Below are 15798 nucleotides of genomic sequence, written 5' to 3'. Positions count from 1 at the left end.
GTACCTGGCAGCGCCAGATGAGGACGCGAGGCTGGAGCCTCGACGCCGACGGCCTGTACGGCGAGCGCTCCCGCGAGGTCTGCCGCGCCTTCCAGGAGGCCTCCCAGGTCGCGCGGTCGACGGCGCCGGTGACCGGCAGGCTCTTCTCCCGCTGGAAGCCGCGGCAGACCTCGCGGGAGCGCTCGCCGTACAGGCCGTCGGCGTCGAGGCTCCAGCCTCGCGTCCTCATCTGGCGCTGCCAGGTACGGACGTCCTCCCCGTTCATGACCGGCGGGTACTTCAGGACGCGCCCGGGGAAGGCCGGGGGCTCGTGCGGCCGGTCGGGCCCCTCGCCTCCGCCGGGGCGGGGGGCGCCCTGCTTCACCCAGGCGTACAGCGGCTCACCGGGGCAGTCGGTCGAGTAGCCGTCACGGTGTCCCTTGATCTCGGTGCCCGCGCCGCCCTTGTCGCGGAGATACTCGATGGCGTCGAGGATGCCGTTCAGGAGGCCGTCTGGCGGCTGGGTCAGCCCGGCGTTGCCGACCATGCCGAGCACGGCGTAGTGGCCGCTGTTGAGCCCGGGGCCGTTCGCGGCGGGCAGGTGGTTCGGGCCCCGCCCCTCGAAGACCTTCCGGTGCGGGCAGACCAGCATCGAGTAGCCGACGTCGATCCAGCCGTTGCCGTCCATGTGGTAGTTCTGGATGGACTTCACCATGGCGACGCACTTGGCGTGGTCGTTGACGAGGTCCGGGCTGACCTGGCCACCGGTGTAGTGGACCTTCACGCCTCTGGTCGAATTGAGCCGGCCGTAGGAACCACGCGGCTCCCGGGCACCCCACTCGCGACGAGTAACAAGATCGATGGCCACGAGGCTTCTCCACGGTTCGGGTACAGGGGGTTTACCGGAGCGTAATGGCTGACGCGTCGCCCCATGCCAGGGTTTACCAACTGATCTACCGACGAAACACGGCGAAATGGGGCTCCAGGTAGGGGGCGGACGTCGGAACCCGCCTCTCCTAACCGGGGGCGGGGCCGCTAAACCCCCGCGCGGGGACCGTCACGGCCGCTCGCCCCGGCCGGGGCGGATCACCCTGCGCTCGGTGACGATGGCCGTGACCAGGTCGTGCGGGGTGACGTCGAAGGCCGGGTTCAGGGCGCCCGCCCCCTCCGGCGCGAGCCGGGTCCCGCGTACGTGCAGCACCTCCTCAGGGTCACGCTCCTCGATCTCGATCGCGGCCCCGGTCGCGGTCGCCAGGTCGACGGTGGTCTCGGGGGCGACGACGACGAAGGGCACGCCCGCGCGGCGGGCGCCGAGGGCCAGGGCGTAGGAGCCGATCTTGTTCGCCGTGTCGCCGTCGGCGGCGATCCGGTCGGCGCCGATCAGCACGGCGTCGGCGTGCCCTCTGGCCAGCAGGAACGGCCCCGCCGAGTCCGCGACCAGCCGGTAGGGCGCCCCCATCCTGCCCAGTTCCCACGCCGTCAGCCTGGCGCCCTGCAGCAGCGGCCTGGTCTCCAGCGCCAGCGCCTCGGCGAGCTGCCCCCGCTCGTGCAGGGTCTGCACGACGCCGAGGGCGGTGCCGCGCTCGACGGCCGCCAGGCCTCCGGTGTTGCAGACGGTCATGATCCGCACCCGATCGCGCCCGGTGAGCTCGCGCACCAGGTCGGCCCCCCGCTCCCCCATCGCGCGGCAGGCCGCGATGTCCTCGTCCCTGATGCGCAGCGCGCGGCCGAGAACCGCCTCGAACCCGCCGTCCAGGTGTGCGAGCGCCTCGTCGACGCCCCAGGCGAGATTGACCGCGGTCGGCCTGGCCGCGCGCAGCCGGGCCGCCGCGGCGACCGGGTCGGGCTCGCCGCGCACCGCGAGCGCGACCCCGAGCGCCCCCGCGACCCCCAGGGCGGGAGCCCCCCGTACGGCCAGCCTCCTGATGGCCTCGACCAGCCCGTCGACCGTGTCGATCCGGATGAGGTGACACCTGTCGGGAAGCGCTGTCTGGTCCACGAGCTCGACGGCCCCGTCAACCCAGTCGATCGTCCGCATGTCTCAAAATATGCCCATACCAAGCGGTCATCGCTAGCCTTGCCCCATGGTCGCAACCCCCCTGTCCCCCGAAGACCCGTCGAGGCTGGGGGTGTTCCGGCTGACCGGAAGACTGGGTGAGGGAGGCCAGGGCGTCGTCTACCTGGGACACGCGCCCGGTGGGGAGCCGGTCGCGGTCAAACTCCTGTTCGGGAGCGACCGGGAGACGCGGGCGCGGCTGGCCAGGGAGCTGTCCGCGCTGGAGAGCGTCGCCCCCTTCTGCACGGCGCGCGTGCTGGCCGCGTCGGTCGACGGGCCCCGGCCCTATGTGGTGAGCGAGTTCGTCGACGGGCCGTCGCTGCAGGAGCGGATCCGGGAGCGGGGACCGCTGCGGAGCGGCGAGCTGGAGCGCCTGGTGGTCGGCACGGCCACCGCGCTGGCGGCGATCCACGCGGCCGGGGTGGTGCACCGCGACTTCAAGCCGGCCAATGTGCTGCTCGGCCCGGACGGTCCCCGGGTCGTCGACTTCGGCATCGCGAGGGCGGACGGCGCGGCGACGATGACCTCGGGGATCGTCGGCACCCCCGCTTACATGGCGCCGGAGCAGATCGGCGGCGCTCCCGCCTCGCCCGCCTCCGACGTTTTCGCCTGGGCGGCCACGATGCTCTGCGCGGCGAGCGGACGTTCGCCTTTCGGGGCCGACACACTGCCGGCCGTACTGAACCGGATCCTGAACCACCAGCCGGACCTGTCGGCGCTGCCCGCCAGGCTGGCCGGGCTGATCGGCTCGTGCCTGGACAAGGATCCCGCCCGCAGGCCGACGGCCCGTTCCCTGATGGTCAGCCTCGTCGACCCGGGTGGCCAGTCGCCGCCCTCGACCGAGGATCTGGCCAGGATCGGCTCCCGGATCGCCGCGGCTCCCGGCGACGGGAGCGGCGGGAGCGGCGGGAGCGGCGGGAGCGGCGGGAGCGGCGGGAGCGGCGGGAGCGGCGGGAGCACAGACGCCGCGGACCGCACGGACGCGGGCGGCGGCGCGGGCGGTCTGGACCTCGACACCCAGACGTCCCGGCGGTCGTCCCGGGGGGTCGCCATCGGCGCGGGCCTCGTCGTGGCCGCGCTCGTGATCGCCGGAGGTGTCGCGGCCTGGTACCTCGTCAGCGGCCGGAACACCGGCGGCCCGATCGCCGCCGCCACCTCCTCCAGAAGCGGCCAGAGCCCGGCCACCACCCCGCTCAGTGCCGAGATCCACCCTGGCGACACCGCGACCCCGTCCTCCGGCTCGGGCGAAACTTCCTCAGGCGACACCTCCTCAGGCGACACCTCCTCGGGAGGGGACGACGACAGCGGGAACCCTGGCGACGTCACCGACACCGCGGAACCGACCCCGGAACCGACCTTGGAACCGACCCCGGGGCCGTCCGCGACGGCGGAGTCCCAGCGACCGGAGGGCGGCCTGAGGATTCCCGCCGCGTTCGCCGGCACCTGGTCGGGGCACATCAAGCCGACCGACCCCACCGGCCTGTTCCCCCTCAAGGAGCACGACGTGAAGATCGGCCTCACCTCGGGCAAGGACTCGGGCTTGTGGACGGAGCCGACCTCCGGGTGCTCCGGCACCCTCGGGCTGACCAAGGCCGGCGGATCGGCCCTCGGCTTCGCCCTGAAGGTGGACGATCCCCTCACCTGCGTCCCGGGCACGCTGACCCTCACCCGCAAGGGGGACAAACTGGCCTACCACTGGATCGACGGCCTGAACTTCGGCACCGCCTACGACGGCGAGCTGTCCAGGGGCTGACACGGGAACGGGCCCGGGTCATGATCAACGGGCCTGATCGGGCGGCCCGCCCGGCCGTGCCCGCCGTTGATGCGCCTTTGACGCCGAAAACCCCTCGACCTGCGTGACAGCAAAGGGGATCATTGCCGATATGTCCGTACTGAGGGAGGTCAACTTCACCCCCGAACCACCCGCGAGGGAACTGCCGATAAACGTCTGGCTCGACGACGGCGACTCGGCAATGGACGTGATCGACGCTCTCGCGCTCTCGCCGTTCGCGACGGGCGCGCAACCGTGGTCACGCACCACGGAGCTGGAACGGGTCCGTGCCGACGCTCCGCTGGCACCCGCGGCGGGCACGCTGGTGCGGGCGGCACGGGAGGACGACGGACGCGAGTCCCGGCTGATCCGCGGTGAGGGCTGGACCCTGCGCGTGATCCGCTACCGCAACCGCTCCGCGCTGGTCAGCGTCACCGCGGTCGACGACGAGCTGGCCCGCTCGGTGATCGAGGAGACCGTCAAGGACGCGCTGGAACCCGCCCCGGAGAGCGAGCACGTCGAGATGGGCTTCTGGTGGCAGGGCCCGCACGGAGCCCGCCGCTCAGAGAAGCCCATCACCGCCTCCCCGTGGGCCAAGATCGGCGGCAACTACGCCCGCACCCTCGACGGCCCGCTGGCCCGCCTGATGTCCGTCACCCCGGCCGACGTGCACGGCCGCCTGCTCCTCCTGCACGGCCCGCCCGGCACCGGCAAGACCACGCTGCTGCGCACGCTCGCCCGCGAGTGGCGGTCCTGGTGCCAGGTGGACTGCGTGCTCGACCCGGAGCGCCTGTTCAACTCCCCGGGATACCTGATGGAGGTGGCGGTCGGCTCCGACTCCGAGGAGGAGGGCGGCAAGTGGCGGCTCCTCGTTCTCGAGGACTGCGACGAGCTGATCAGGTCGGGGGCGAAGGAGATGACGGGACAGGGGTTGTCCCGCCTGCTCAACCTGACCGACGGCCTGCTCGGCCACGGCCGGGACGTGCTGGTCGCCATCACGACCAACGAGGACCTGGCCCGGCTCCACCCGGCGGTCGTCCGTCCCGGCCGCTGCCTGGCCCAGATCGAGGTCGGCGCCCTCCCCCACGACGAGGCGGCCCGGTGGCTGGGCAGCACGGAGGGCGTCCCCCCGTCGGGCGCGACCCTGGCCGAGCTGTTCGCCCTGCGTGACGGCGTGAGCAACACCTCGACCGCCCCGGAGACCATCGGCCTCTACCTCTGAGACGCCGCCCGGTGCGTCCGGGGCGCCGCCGAGGCGAAACCTCGACGGTGCCCCGGTCCTGCCTCGCTCCCCGTACGGCGACCGCCATACCCAACCGGACGGTCATCCCCGCCGCCCCGGAGCCTCCTGCGGCCGGGCCAGCAGGTCGCGCAGGCGGCGGCAGCAACCGGCGAACCGGCTGGAGTTCCTGCGCGCGGCGATCGCCGTGATGTCGGGGATCTCCCCGCTGGCCCCGGCCCATTCGGCCGTGGTCGCGCCGAGCTCGACCAGCTCGGCCAGCCGCCTGGCCTCGACCCGCTCCCGGCCCCAACCTGGCCGCAGCAGGGGCGCCATGTGCGCGGCGACCGCCTCTCGATGCGAGGGCATGATCACCGGCCACCAGTCCATGTGGCCACCGCCGTCCTCGATCGCCCCCCTGACGACACCGGTCAGCAGCTCGTCGGCCAGCCCGAGTCCGGTCCGGACCGCCTTGACGAGCACGACCGGCTGGACCGTACCCGGCGTGCCCGCCGGGCCCGTGGGCTCTGTGAACCCTGTGAGCTCCAATGTGGTTCCCGCCCCGAACGCGAACATCCGCTCGTCGAGCCACCTGGCCTTCAGGTTCTCGCTCCAGCGCCAGCGGACGGTCACCACGGGGTCCGGTAGGCCGCCGAGGGCCAGCCACCCGGCGGCCTCCTTCCCCGCCGCCGAGGTCAGCTCGCCCGCCCTGGCCGCCACTCCGGGGGGAATCACCCGGGGCAGGCGGAGCAGCGCCTGCTGGAAGTCCGCCCGTAGCGGCTCGGCCCAGCCGCCCAGGTCGTCGTCGGGGTCGTGTCTCCATCGCTCCGCCTCGACGTCGAGGACGCCGCCGGCCGACCCGCTCCGGTATCGCCGGGGATCTCTCTGCGGCGTACTCGTGGTGGCGCCGGGACATCTCCCTGGCGCGCTCGCGCACCACCTCGAGATGGCCGGGCAGCTCGCGGGCCACCTCACGCCGTCCGGCGTCGTCGAGCCCGGTCAGGCACTTCATCAGCGCGACGACCCGCTGGGTGTCGACGAGCTCGCGAACCTCGTCCCAGACGCTCATCGGGACGCTTCCCTGGCGACGATCCGGGCGGCGAGCACGTGCTTGCAGGGGCCACGCGAGCCACGGTGGTCGAACCACCACGGGCAGGTGCACGATCCGTCCTCGAGCCCGACCACGCGGACGCCGCCCTCGGTGCCGACCTCGGCCGATCCGGGACCGGTCAGCCGGACGGCACCGTCGTCGACGAGCGCGCGGGCCGAGACGAGCCGGGGGTTCAGCGCGGCGACGTGGTCACGGTCGTAGGGCAGCTCACGGTGGAAGTGGGCGGCCTCCGCGAGGTCGTAGCCGACCCGGCCCGCCGTGCCGAGCTGGGTGAGCGCGGCGCGGACCCGTTCCGGCGCCAGGCCGGAGCGTTCCGCGAGCAGGCCGAGTTCGAGGGTCGGCTCGAAGTTCAGCAGCACGCCGACGAGGTCGGCGTCGTCGGCCACCTGGTCACCGGAGAGGTCGGCCAGGACTGCGCCCTCTCCGGAGAAGCCGCGCCAGGCCTGCGGGGACAGGGCCAGCGTGTAACGCATGCCGGGCAGTTCAAGCTCCCATGCGCTGGATCCCGAGCCGTCCGCCGGGCCGTAGACGCGCAAGGCCTTGGCGAATCTGAGCAGCGGCGTCATCGTCGCCAGCCGCCCGACCCCGGCGAGATGGACCGCGCCAGGCACCTGTCGCTCGGAGACCCGCAGCTCACGGCCCGCTGGGACGGCCCAGACCTCGGCCGCCGCCCTCCTGGGCAGGCCGCGCAGGAAACGGACGGCCTGCGGGCCCGCCAGCTCGGCGCGCAGGTCGAACCCCGCGGCGATGACCTGGACCTCGGCGAAGCCGCGCAGCCACCGGGCGGGCAGCGGGACCTTCTTCTCGACGACCGCGCCGTCGAGTGTGGTCACGGTGAGCTCGTCGGGCCCGACGCCCACGTGCAACGGGTCCCGCCCGCCGACCCTGGCCAACGCCTCGCGCAGCGGGTTGTTCACGTCGACGTTGGTCGTGCCCCGATCGAACACCTCGCCGTCGAGGGCGGGACCCAGCACGTCGAGGCGGGAGTAGACGCCGCCGCACGCGGAGAACGACTCGAACCTGAGCCGGTCGCCGCCACAGGTCACCACCGGGTCGCGGGTGAATCCCGGCTGCGGTCTGTGGTAGCGCGCCAGCGCCACGTCGGCGACCGCGAGCAGCCCTGCGGCGGCGGGCGCGGCCTGGGTGAGCAGGCCGCTGAAGAACCGGGGATGGTCGAGGAAGCCCGTGGCCGTCCGGCCTCCCGAGGTCGACAATCCCAGGTGGCCCTCGGAAAGAGTGGAGGGCCCGGCGTAGGAATACGCCTGCAACGTACTCGTCATGCGGCGGACATTAGAGATCACCACCGACAAACCCAGAACGACTCCCCCGGCCACCACACGGACGGGTGGGTGTCGGTTAGGGCAGCGGTTGCGGGGGCGTGGGAGCCGGTGATGTCGACGAGATTCAGCAACAGTGAAGTGGTGATGGATAGCTGAAGGGCGGGCCGCCGTGCGGTCCCGCCCTTCAGTGAGTTGTGGTGTGGTGGTCAGCCGGCAGCGTGGTCTCGGCCGCGGGCGCGGGCGAGCGGGCCGAACCGGGAATGCCGCCAGGGCACCTGTGTGACCGCGTGCACGTGGTGATCTACGCCTACGAGAACGGGCTCGTCGCTCGCCACGAATTCCATCCTGACGGGCGGTACCGGGTTCACCCCTTCGGGTGAGGCCGGACCGATTCCGCCAGGCCTAGCTTCGAGATTGTGCGTTTCCTACGTCTCACACTTCTCAGCGTCGTCATCCTCGCCGGCTGGACAGCCCCGGCCTATGCCGGTGACCAGGAGCTGATCGACGACTACCGCTCCGTCTACGGCACGCCGGGCGTCGCAGCTGCCGTGATCGACGGGTCGTCCGTCGAGACGATCGTCCGCGGCCGGGATGGGGACGACAACGCGGTGACGCCCCGGACGCCGTTCCGTATCGCGTCCTTGAGCAAGTCGATGACGGCGACGGCGATCATGCTGCTGACGGACCGATTCTCCGTGGACGACCCGGTCGTCAAGGTTCTCCCCGAGTTCAAGATGGCCGATCCGCGCTACACCAAGATCACCGTACGTTCATCGAGCTAGATCCTCGCGCCCGCACGAAACGAGGTCATCATGACTGCGTCCCCCACGCGCTCCAGTTCTGCCAGATCAACTATTGTCGATGTCACGTGGTTTTTCGCGATCGCCGTCCTGCTGTGTTTCGCGCTGTCCGTTCCGATGGTCTTCCGGCTCGTCCCGACGGACTTCTACAACCTGATCACTCCGATCCTGCAACTGACCCCGCTGCTCGCAGCGATCATCATGTGGCTTGCCCGACGACCCGGAACGTTCCGAGAGACGTTCGCCACCAGGTGGCGCGGCACACCCAAGTGGGCCGGCATCGGCATCGGCCTCATCGCCGCGATCGCCGCGATCCAAACCGCCATCGCACTGGCATTGGGGATCTGGCAGCTCAACCCGCTTAACCAGATCTTCACGGCGACCATGTGGATCGTTCCGGTCTTCCTCATGCAGTCGGTCTTCGCCATCGGCGAAGAGTTCGGCTGGCGCGGCTGGCTGGCGACGCGCGCCGCGTCATGGGGATTCTGGCCGCTGGCCCTTGTCAGCGGTCTGGTCTGGATCGTCTGGCACCTGCCGGTCCTCGCCGTCATCGGTGATCGACCCCCCTGGGACATCGTTATCTACTTCGCGGGCATGCTGCCATGGGCGCCGCTGTTGCTCGCACTTCGCTGGCGGTCGGGGAGTGTCTGGCCCGCGGTTTTGACGCACGGAGCGATCAACAGCGTCCGGGTGTACCTGCTGCAATCCGTCCCCAACGCAACGGATCACCTGCTCATCGAAGTGATCGGCTGGGTGCTCACGCTCGCCGCTGCCGTGTGGCTGATGCGCCCGAGCCGGGCGCAGCTTGTCCGCGGGTCTACTGAAGAGGGCGGGCCGCCGTGCGGTCCCGCCCTTCAGTGAGTTGTGGTGTGGTGGTCAGCCGGCAGCGTGGTCTCGGGCGCGGGTCTGGGCGAGGCGGTAGGAGTCGGTGCCGGTCTCGATGATGGTTCCGCCGAAGGTGAGGCGGTCGACGATGGCGGCGCAGAGACGTGGATCGGTGAAGGTCTTGGCCCAGCCGCTGAAGGCTTCGTTGGAGGCGATCGCAAGGCTGTTCTTCTCCTCGCGTTTGGTCAGGACCTGGAACAGCAGCTCGGCCAGGAACCTGCGGTGGGTCATCTGGTCGCGGACGGCGGCCTCGGCCAGCGAGTCGACCTCGGGCACGGGGACGAAGTGATGGAGTTTCGGGAAGTTTGTCCTGGACGTTGATGCAGCGCCCATGGGCGAGCGGTATCCGGGGCCCGCAACCCCTCCGCCAAGGCCTATCGGCGGTGATCGGCAGGCCGGGGGTGATCGGCAGTCGGTTTCTCAGCGCATGTGCGTCGGCGCCCAACAGGAGGGGTCACTCGCCGAGCTCTTGTCGAAGATGAATTTGAAGGTGCTGCCGCGCCCACCACCGGTGCCAAGGCTGCCGCTGAATCTGTGCCACCGGTTGTCCTGGATGCCGTGGGTGGTTTTGACGGAGGTCGCAGGCAGAGTGCTGGGGTCGTACCAGAAGACGTTCGCGCTGTTGCCGCCGCGGTTACGCCCCTTGTTGATCCTGTACTGCAGCCAGTTGATTCGATAAATCCGCCCGTTCGAACCGCGTGAGAAGTTCACATATATATATCCGGTGAATCCGCCCCTGGAGCAGGAGTAGGTGTATCCTCCCGCGCTCGCGGCCGACGCCGGATTCGCTGTCAGGCCGTTGAGGGCCAGGCCGAGGGCCACGGCCGTTCCGACTGCGATCGCTTTTATCCTCACGGTGAGTTCCTTTCCGAAGGTTCTTTCGTTGACTGCCCGTACGGAGAATGTCGCGCGTGACCTCGGAGAACCGCCGGTGGTGGAATGGACGGAGATACGGCACGGTGTGAGCATCGCCATGGCCGCAGGGCCCGACAACCAGGCCTTCACCACATGGATGGCACGCATGTCACTCCTTCACCGGTCGAAGTCGCGGTGGCGGACCGAAGAATGTAACGCCAAACTCTGCGCTGTACCGATCAAGGATTTATCGGAATCCGATTGATCAAAGTCATGAATGGTCAAATCGGACCATCGGAAAATGCCGCGAGCATCGGTTTCCTGCGGGTATGCCGCTGCCCCGCGGTGGGGTCCGCCGGAGTACCGACCGAAAGCCGGATGGAGCGTCCGCCTACCCTGGAGGTGCCGTGCCCCCTATCGTCCGGTGGGTGCGAACTCTCCGTCGTCAACGTTCCCCGCGGCGCGACCGGCAGCCGAAACGGCACAGCCCGCTGAAAGCGCTGCTGTTGTCGGCCGGGATGGGATTCGTCTTGGTCGCCGGGATCGGTGTCATCGGCGACAGGATCAGCAGGGCGCACAACGCCGTCAGGGCGAGCACCCCCGCGCCCAGTGCCACGACGCTCACCGGGCCCGCAGGGGTCCCGTCGCCCACAGGACCGCTTACCGTCCCCTCTCCCGGCAGGCGTGAGACCCGGGCGCTGCTGGCCGCCCTGCGGGAGATCGATCCCGCGCTTGACCGGCGGCGATCGATCGGCAGGGCGCTGAACTCGTGCCGGGACCTGATGAGCGGGATGGACCGCGCGAGGGTAACGGCGCGCGTCCGCCTCCGCTTCGACGACACGGCCCCGATCGGCGCCCGGCAGGCGGACAGGATCCTGACGGCGATCGAGGACACGTTCTGTTCGTCCTGACAGGGCGCCCTCCTCCTAGGGAACGACGCCGTCGGCGCGAGCGTCGCGCTCACGGGCGGACGTTTCGCTACGATCTTGCCCATTGGGAGCGGCCGCGCGGGCCATCGAGAACGCCGGACAGGAGGCGGTGGCGCGGGCGGTCGCCACCGGGCGATCCCGGCAGCGGTCAGGATCGTCGAACTCAGCGAGGTCCCCCTCGGTCACCTGCCTGAGCCCGCTGTACGCGTGCGTGTCAAGGCCGCTGGTCCCCTCGTCGGACAGAAGAGAAGAAAGGGCCATCATGCGCCGGCACAAACGCGCGTTCGCCGCGGTAGCGGCGGCCGTTCTTGCGTTGACGGTCTCCGGATGCGCGGGCGGCAGGGTTCGCGGCGCACAGGACACCCCGCAAGACACCCCGAGGCCGGACCCGTCCTCCGCGCAGTCCTCCCCCGCCGCCTCACCGGGCGCGCCGGGGAACGCGACCTTCGTCTATGCCCCGAATCTGGACGTGGTCACCGACTGGGACCCGGCGTCCTCGTACTCCAACGAGATCATCGCCATGCAGAACGTCTACGAGTCGCTGACCGTCTACAACCAGCGGACGGGCAAGGCGGAGCCGCGCCTGGCCACCTCGTGGACGAGCTCCTCCGACGGCAGGATCTGGACGTTCACCCTGCGCGACGGCGCCGTGTTCCACACCGGCAGGCCGGTGAACGCCGCGGCGGCCAAGGCCTCCATCGAGCGCACCAGGAAGATCGGCGCGGGCGCGGCCTACATCTGGGGCGCGGTCGAAGGCATCGAGGCCAGGGACGCCAAGACTCTGGTCTTCACGCTGAAGTATCCGAGCCCCCTCGACCTGGTCGCCTCCTCCGGCTACGCCGCCTACGTGTACGACATCCAGGCCACCGGGAACGGCGATCTGAAGAAGTGGTTCGAGCAGGGCAAGGACGCGGGCAGCGGGCCGTACACCATCGGCTCGTGGCGCAAGGGCGAGGAGACCGAGCTCACCCTGAAGGCCTTCGAAGGCTACTGGGGCGGCTGGGACGGCCCCCACTATACGAAGATCACCTACCGGGTCACCCCCGAGCCGACCACCGCCGCGCGGCTGCTCCAGCGCGACGAGGTCTCGTTCGTCCCCAGGCTCAGCCCGCAGCTGTTCGCCGAGGCGGCGAGGCAGGGCGCGCAGACCTCGGAGACCGCGTCGTTCCAGAACCTGCTCACGCTCTTCAACACCGCGAGCGGGCCGCTGCGGGACGTGCGGATACGGCAGGCGCTGCAGAAGGCGATCGACTACGAGGGCCTGATCGACGCGCTGAAGGGCTCGGCCCGCCCGACGCCCGGCCTGGTTCCCCTCGGCCTGTTGGGCTTCACATCCGGCGACCTGCCCAAGCAAGACCTGCCCGGCGCCCAGGAACTGCTCGCGCAGGCGGGCTACGGCCCCGACCTGCAGGAGCTGAGGCTCACGCTGACCTACGCCCAGGGTGACAGCGACCAGCGGCTGCTGGTGACGCTGCTCAGCTCGGCGCTGAAGCAGCTGCACGTCACGCTCGAGGCGACACCGCTGCAGTGGAACGCCCAGTGGGGCAGGGGTAAGGCGAAGGACCCGGGCAAGCGGCAGGACATCTTCGTCATGTACTGGTATCCGGACTACGCCGACGCCTACTCCTGGTTCGTCAACGTGTTCCGCAGCGCGGACCCGATCTCGTTCAACCTCTCCTACCTGGAGGACCGGGCCGTCGACAGCGCCATCGACGCGCTGCCCGAGCTAACGGCGACCGACAGGGCCGCGGCGGAGAAGTCGTACACCGAGCTGCAGCGGATGATCGTGACGGAGCGGGCGGCCGTGGCGGTGCCGTACGTCCAGAACTACCAGCGTGCCTACGCCAGGTCGGTGCGGGGTTACGTGGACAATCCCGCCTATCCCAACGTCGTGTTCGTCCACGGCCTCGCGCCCGGTCTCTGACGGGGACGGCCCCGCGCGATGGTCCGCCACCTGACCCGCATCGTGACGCCGGACACGTTTCATATACGATGACATAAACTATTAATTTCAATTATTTCATTCAGCGGGAGAAAACCCGGCGAGCCATTATCATCCTGGCCATCGTCATCGGCCTTCGCCGTTTCCCCGTCTCCCGGGCGAGGGCCTCCCGCGGGTTCTTCCGGTGAGAGCGTCCGGCGGGGGCGCACCGCCGGGCCGCGCTCCGGCGGCGTGCTCGCCACCGGCCGAACATGCCCCGGCCGAGCCTCACGGGCCCGCCCCGGGCGTCCTGGTCAGGACTGGCTGTCGGTCCAGACCATGGTCACCTTGCCCCCGTAGGGGCACAGATAGCTTTTCGTGAGCGAGGTGTACTGCCAGGGAGAGTAGTAGTCGGTGCTCCTGGTCGTGCATCTCACGGCGAGCCGCCAGCGTTCCCAGCCGTCGACGATGGCGCAGGCACCGTATCCGATGGTCCTGGTGTCGTTGGTGTAGGACCGGCAGCTGGCCTGGGGGGTCATGGGCGAGCCGTCGGCCAGGGCGGGGACCTGGCCGCACAGTAGGCCTCCCGCGGCCAGAGTTCCGGCGGCGACGACGGCCGCCGCCTTCCTGGAAATCACGCGTTGATACCTCCGATCAGAGTGCGAAAGCGAATCGCGGACGGAGAACGCCCGCGCAGAGGTGCGCGACAAAAGTTATCTTTGACCTAAGAAGCAGGCAAGAAATGTCTAACATATAAGCTTTGTGTTATATCCCACACAAAGACGGCGCAAGGGATGACAGGTCGTCGATGTGAAATGGCCGTGCGGCGCCCCGCCTGGAGCGCCGGTCCGCCGCGCCGGGCGGGCGCGGACCGGCGGGCGCGGACCGGCGGCCACGCGCCGGGGATCGCACGGGGCGGTGCCGCGCGTCGAGCGTCAGACGCCGCGCCGCATCGCGCGGATGCCCAGCGCCAGGCCCGCCGCGGCAACCGCGCAGGCGCAGAGCAGGCCGTACAGCACGGGCGACTCCATGAACCGGCCCGCGAACAGCGCTCGTTCCGCCTCCACGACGTAGGAGACCGGGTTCAGCGCCGCCGCGGCCCGCAGCCAGGACGGGCCTGAGTCCAGCGGAAGCAGCAGGCCCGACAGCAGCATCAGCGGGAACATCGCCATCTGGGTGACTCCGAAGAACAGTTCACCCCCGGGGCGGGAGGCGATCGCGAGGGCGAAGGAGAACCCGCCCAGACCGACCCCGAGCACGGTCAGCAGCGCCAGCCCGGCCAGCACTCCCCCGGGGTTCGGCCGGAACCCCAGCGGCACCGCGAGAGCGATGATCAGCACGGCCTGGGCCAGCAGGATCACGAACTCCTTCATGGTCCGGCCGACCAGCATCGCCGTACGACTCAGCGGAGTGACGAGCATCCGCTCCATCGAGCCTCCGATCAGCTCGACCAGCAGCGAGTATCCGGCTGACATCGGCCCGGACAGGCACAGCATGACCAGGATGCCCGGCACGAACCACTGCCACGACGCGCCACCGTCCCCGAGGGCCCCCGTTCCCGACAGCATCGGGCCGAACAGGAACAGGAAGACGAGGGGCTGTCCCATGGTGAACAGCAGGCCGACAGGTTCACGCGGCACGGGGGCGAACTCCCGGGAGAAGACCGTCGCGGTGTCCCGGACCAGCTTGGCGCTCACGCGGCACCGTCCTGGGGGTCGCCCTCGCGGAGACTGCGCCCGGTGAGCGCGAGGAACACGTCATCCAGGGTGGGCCTGGCGGTCTCGGCGGTGGCGACCTTCACACCGGCCGCCTCCAGCGACCGCAGATACCCGGGCAGTGCCGAGGCCGCGTGGGGCACCCGCAGCAGGACGGTCGTGCCGTCCTCGGTGACCTCGCCGGGCGCGGCGATCCGCCGCGCGATCCCGGCCGCCTTCGCCGCCTCCGCCTCGTCGTGGACGGTGATCGTGACGCGGTCGCCCGCCAGGTCGCTCTTGAGGCGTCCGGCCGTGTCGTCGGCGATGATCCGGCCCCGGTCGATGATCACGACCCGCTCGGCCATGGTGTCGGCCTCCTCCAGATAGTGGGTGGTCAGGAAGATGGTCGCGCCGTGTTCTTCTCTCAGCCGCAGGATGTGCTCCCAGATGTTGGCGCGGCTCTGCGGGTCGAGGCCGGTCGAGGGCTCGTCGAGGAACAGCAGCCGGGGCCGGTGAACGAGCCCCATGGCGATGTCAAGGCGCCTGCGCTGGCCGCCCGACAGGGTGCCGGGTTTACGTCCGGCCAGGGGACGCAGGTCCAGCATGTCGAGAACCTCCTCGGCCCGTTCCCGCGCCCGGGATCGGGTGAGGCCGTAGCAACGGCCCTGGGTCACCAGCTCGTCGCGGACGCGGAAGTTCTCACCGGCGCTGCTCTTCTGCCCGACGTAGCCGATGTGGGCGCGCACCCCGGCCGGGTCGGACACGACGTCGCGGCCCGCGACGCGCGCGGTCCCCGAGGTCGGGGGAAGCAGCGAGGTGAACATGCGCAGGCAGGTGGACTTTCCCGCTCCGTTCGGGCCGAGGAAGGCCACCAGCTGACCGGCCTCGACATCGAGGTCGAGGTCGCGTACGGCGTCGACGCCTCCCCCTTTGGTCTTGAATCTTCGGGTCAGTCCTCGGGCATGGATCATCGTCCCTCCTCGGGGCGGGCATGGGCGGACATCCGGCGGGCACGGCGGGCGGTTGCCGGGCATGACGAGAAAACCCCAGGTCGGGGGCTCAGCCGGTGATGATTCATCCTTGACCACGGAATCCGGGTTTGGCAAACGTGAAAAGTACGTTCACGTTCTGCCCGACCTGCGAAAACACCGCTTTCCCCGAGGCGCGGGAAACTCCTCGCCCGCGCTGTTCCCCCTTCTGACATGGGCTTTTCGAGGCAGGGGAAAAACATCGCGATTTCCCGGGGAATGTGCCACGACCCCGAAGGGGGGAGGCCGGTCGGCCTGGCCGCCCCCGCC

15 protein-coding genes and 1 pseudogene are annotated in these 15798 nt (G+C 70.2%); 7 read left to right on the top strand and 9 right to left on the bottom strand.

The window, feature by feature from the left end:
- Both AB0395_RS45560 and mtnA read right to left on the bottom strand, forming a co-directional pair.
- Window positions 1-847: N-acetylmuramoyl-L-alanine amidase (locus AB0395_RS45560; protein ID WP_366293772.1), on the bottom strand; the 847-nt coding region annotated here is incomplete at its 3' end.
- Window positions 848-1036: 189 nt separating this feature from the next.
- Window positions 1037-2017 carry an S-methyl-5-thioribose-1-phosphate isomerase gene (mtnA, locus tag AB0395_RS45555; RefSeq protein WP_366293770.1) on the bottom strand — a complete coding sequence of 327 codons (981 nt, stop codon included), beginning with the start codon at window positions 2015-2017 and terminating at the stop codon, window positions 1037-1039.
- Between the two features lie 46 nt (window positions 2018-2063).
- On the opposite strand from mtnA, the gene AB0395_RS45550 reads away from it, so the two are divergent.
- Both AB0395_RS45550 and AB0395_RS45545 read left to right on the top strand, forming a co-directional pair.
- On the top strand, window positions 2064-3788 hold the full coding sequence (locus AB0395_RS45550; RefSeq protein ID WP_366293767.1) for a protein kinase: 1725 nt from the start codon (window positions 2064-2066) through the stop codon (window positions 3786-3788).
- Window positions 3789-3918: 130 nt separating this feature from the next.
- On the top strand, window positions 3919-5028 hold the full coding sequence (locus tag AB0395_RS45545) for a DUF5925 domain-containing protein (protein ID WP_366293764.1): 1110 nt from the start codon (window positions 3919-3921) through the stop codon (window positions 5026-5028).
- Between the two features lie 102 nt (window positions 5029-5130).
- Here the strand turns inward: AB0395_RS45545 and AB0395_RS45540 are convergent, their stop codons facing one another.
- Both AB0395_RS45540 and AB0395_RS45535 read right to left on the bottom strand, forming a co-directional pair.
- Entirely contained in the window at window positions 5131-6000 is an 870-nt protein-coding gene (locus tag AB0395_RS45540) for a hypothetical protein (protein ID WP_366293761.1), read from the bottom strand.
- A 90-nt stretch (window positions 6001-6090) separates the two neighbouring features.
- Window positions 6091-7416, bottom strand: coding sequence for an SWIM zinc finger family protein (locus tag AB0395_RS45535; RefSeq protein WP_366293758.1), 1326 nt, complete (start codon window positions 7414-7416; stop codon window positions 6091-6093).
- Between the two features lie 197 nt (window positions 7417-7613).
- Between AB0395_RS45535 and AB0395_RS45530 the strand changes: the two genes are divergently transcribed.
- The 3 genes from AB0395_RS45530 to AB0395_RS45520 are packed head-to-tail and all read left to right on the top strand — an operon-like array spanning window position 7614 to window position 9077.
- The gene (locus tag AB0395_RS45530) at window positions 7614-7796 is read left to right on the top strand and encodes a hypothetical protein (protein ID WP_366293756.1); all 183 of its coding nucleotides are present in this window, start codon (window positions 7614-7616) and stop codon (window positions 7794-7796) included.
- Window positions 7797-7832: 36 nt separating this feature from the next.
- Window positions 7833-8198, top strand: coding sequence for a serine hydrolase domain-containing protein (locus AB0395_RS45525; RefSeq protein WP_366293753.1), 366 nt, complete (start codon window positions 7833-7835; stop codon window positions 8196-8198).
- Window positions 8199-8228: 30 nt separating this feature from the next.
- Entirely contained in the window at window positions 8229-9077 is an 849-nt protein-coding gene (locus AB0395_RS45520) for a type II CAAX endopeptidase family protein (protein ID WP_366293751.1), read from the top strand.
- Window positions 9078-9092: 15 nt separating this feature from the next.
- On the opposite strand, the pseudogene AB0395_RS45515 reads toward AB0395_RS45520, so the two are convergent.
- A pseudogene (locus AB0395_RS45515) lies at window positions 9093-9311 on the bottom strand (ATP-binding protein); the annotation flags it as partial.
- A gap of 210 nt (window positions 9312-9521) precedes the next feature.
- Window positions 9522-10124, bottom strand: a complete 603-nt coding sequence (locus AB0395_RS45510) for a hypothetical protein (protein ID WP_366293749.1) — start codon at window positions 10122-10124, stop codon at window positions 9522-9524.
- A 260-nt stretch (window positions 10125-10384) separates the two neighbouring features.
- Here AB0395_RS45510 and AB0395_RS45505 point away from each other — a divergent pair, with 260 nt between their 5' ends.
- A complete protein-coding gene (locus AB0395_RS45505) occupies window positions 10385-10867 on the top strand; it encodes a hypothetical protein (protein WP_366293746.1) in 483 nt (160 codons plus the stop codon).
- A 280-nt stretch (window positions 10868-11147) separates the two neighbouring features.
- Complete coding sequence (locus AB0395_RS45500) at window positions 11148-12809, top strand: ABC transporter substrate-binding protein (protein ID WP_366293743.1); 1662 nt, start codon at window positions 11148-11150, stop codon at window positions 12807-12809.
- A gap of 311 nt (window positions 12810-13120) precedes the next feature.
- On the opposite strand, the gene AB0395_RS45495 is transcribed toward AB0395_RS45500, so the two are convergent.
- From AB0395_RS45495 to AB0395_RS45485, 3 genes are all read right to left on the bottom strand, one after another.
- A complete protein-coding gene (locus tag AB0395_RS45495; protein WP_366293740.1) occupies window positions 13121-13444 on the bottom strand; it encodes a hypothetical protein in 324 nt (107 codons plus the stop codon).
- A 297-nt stretch (window positions 13445-13741) separates the two neighbouring features.
- On the bottom strand, window positions 13742-14503 hold the full coding sequence (locus tag AB0395_RS45490; protein ID WP_366293737.1) for an ABC transporter permease: 762 nt from the start codon (window positions 14501-14503) through the stop codon (window positions 13742-13744).
- Entirely contained in the window at window positions 14500-15471 is a 972-nt protein-coding gene (locus tag AB0395_RS45485; RefSeq protein ID WP_366293734.1) for an ATP-binding cassette domain-containing protein, read from the bottom strand. The genes AB0395_RS45490 and AB0395_RS45485 overlap by 4 nt, the downstream gene beginning before the upstream one ends.
- Between the last annotated feature and the right edge of the window lie 327 nt (window positions 15472-15798).

Source organism: Streptosporangium sp. NPDC051023, assembly GCF_040689595.1.
Lineage (GTDB): Bacteria > Actinomycetota > Actinomycetes > Streptosporangiales > Streptosporangiaceae > Streptosporangium.
Note: the sequence above shows the minus strand (reverse complement) of the source record. Positions and strands in the feature narration are given on the sequence as shown.

What these genes read in the sequence shown, in the direction of transcription:
- AB0395_RS45485 (WP_366293734.1), bottom strand. Translation starts at nt 15,471, where the DNA reads ATGATCCATGCCCGAGGACTGACCCGAAGATTCAAGACCAAAGGGGGA.
- AB0395_RS45550 (WP_366293767.1), top strand. Translation starts at nt 2,064, where the DNA reads ATGGTCGCAACCCCCCTGTCCCCCGAAGACCCGTCGAGGCTGGGGGTG.
- AB0395_RS45500 (WP_366293743.1), top strand. Translation starts at nt 11,148, where the DNA reads ATGCGCCGGCACAAACGCGCGTTCGCCGCGGTAGCGGCGGCCGTTCTT.
- AB0395_RS45520 (WP_366293751.1), top strand. Translation starts at nt 8,229, where the DNA reads ATGACTGCGTCCCCCACGCGCTCCAGTTCTGCCAGATCAACTATTGTC.
- AB0395_RS45510 (WP_366293749.1), bottom strand. Translation starts at nt 10,124, where the DNA reads ATGCGTGCCATCCATGTGGTGAAGGCCTGGTTGTCGGGCCCTGCGGCC.
- AB0395_RS45545 (WP_366293764.1), top strand. Translation starts at nt 3,919, where the DNA reads ATGTCCGTACTGAGGGAGGTCAACTTCACCCCCGAACCACCCGCGAGG.
- AB0395_RS45535 (WP_366293758.1), bottom strand. Translation starts at nt 7,416, where the DNA reads ATGACGAGTACGTTGCAGGCGTATTCCTACGCCGGGCCCTCCACTCTT.
- mtnA (WP_366293770.1), bottom strand. Translation starts at nt 2,017, where the DNA reads ATGCGGACGATCGACTGGGTTGACGGGGCCGTCGAGCTCGTGGACCAG.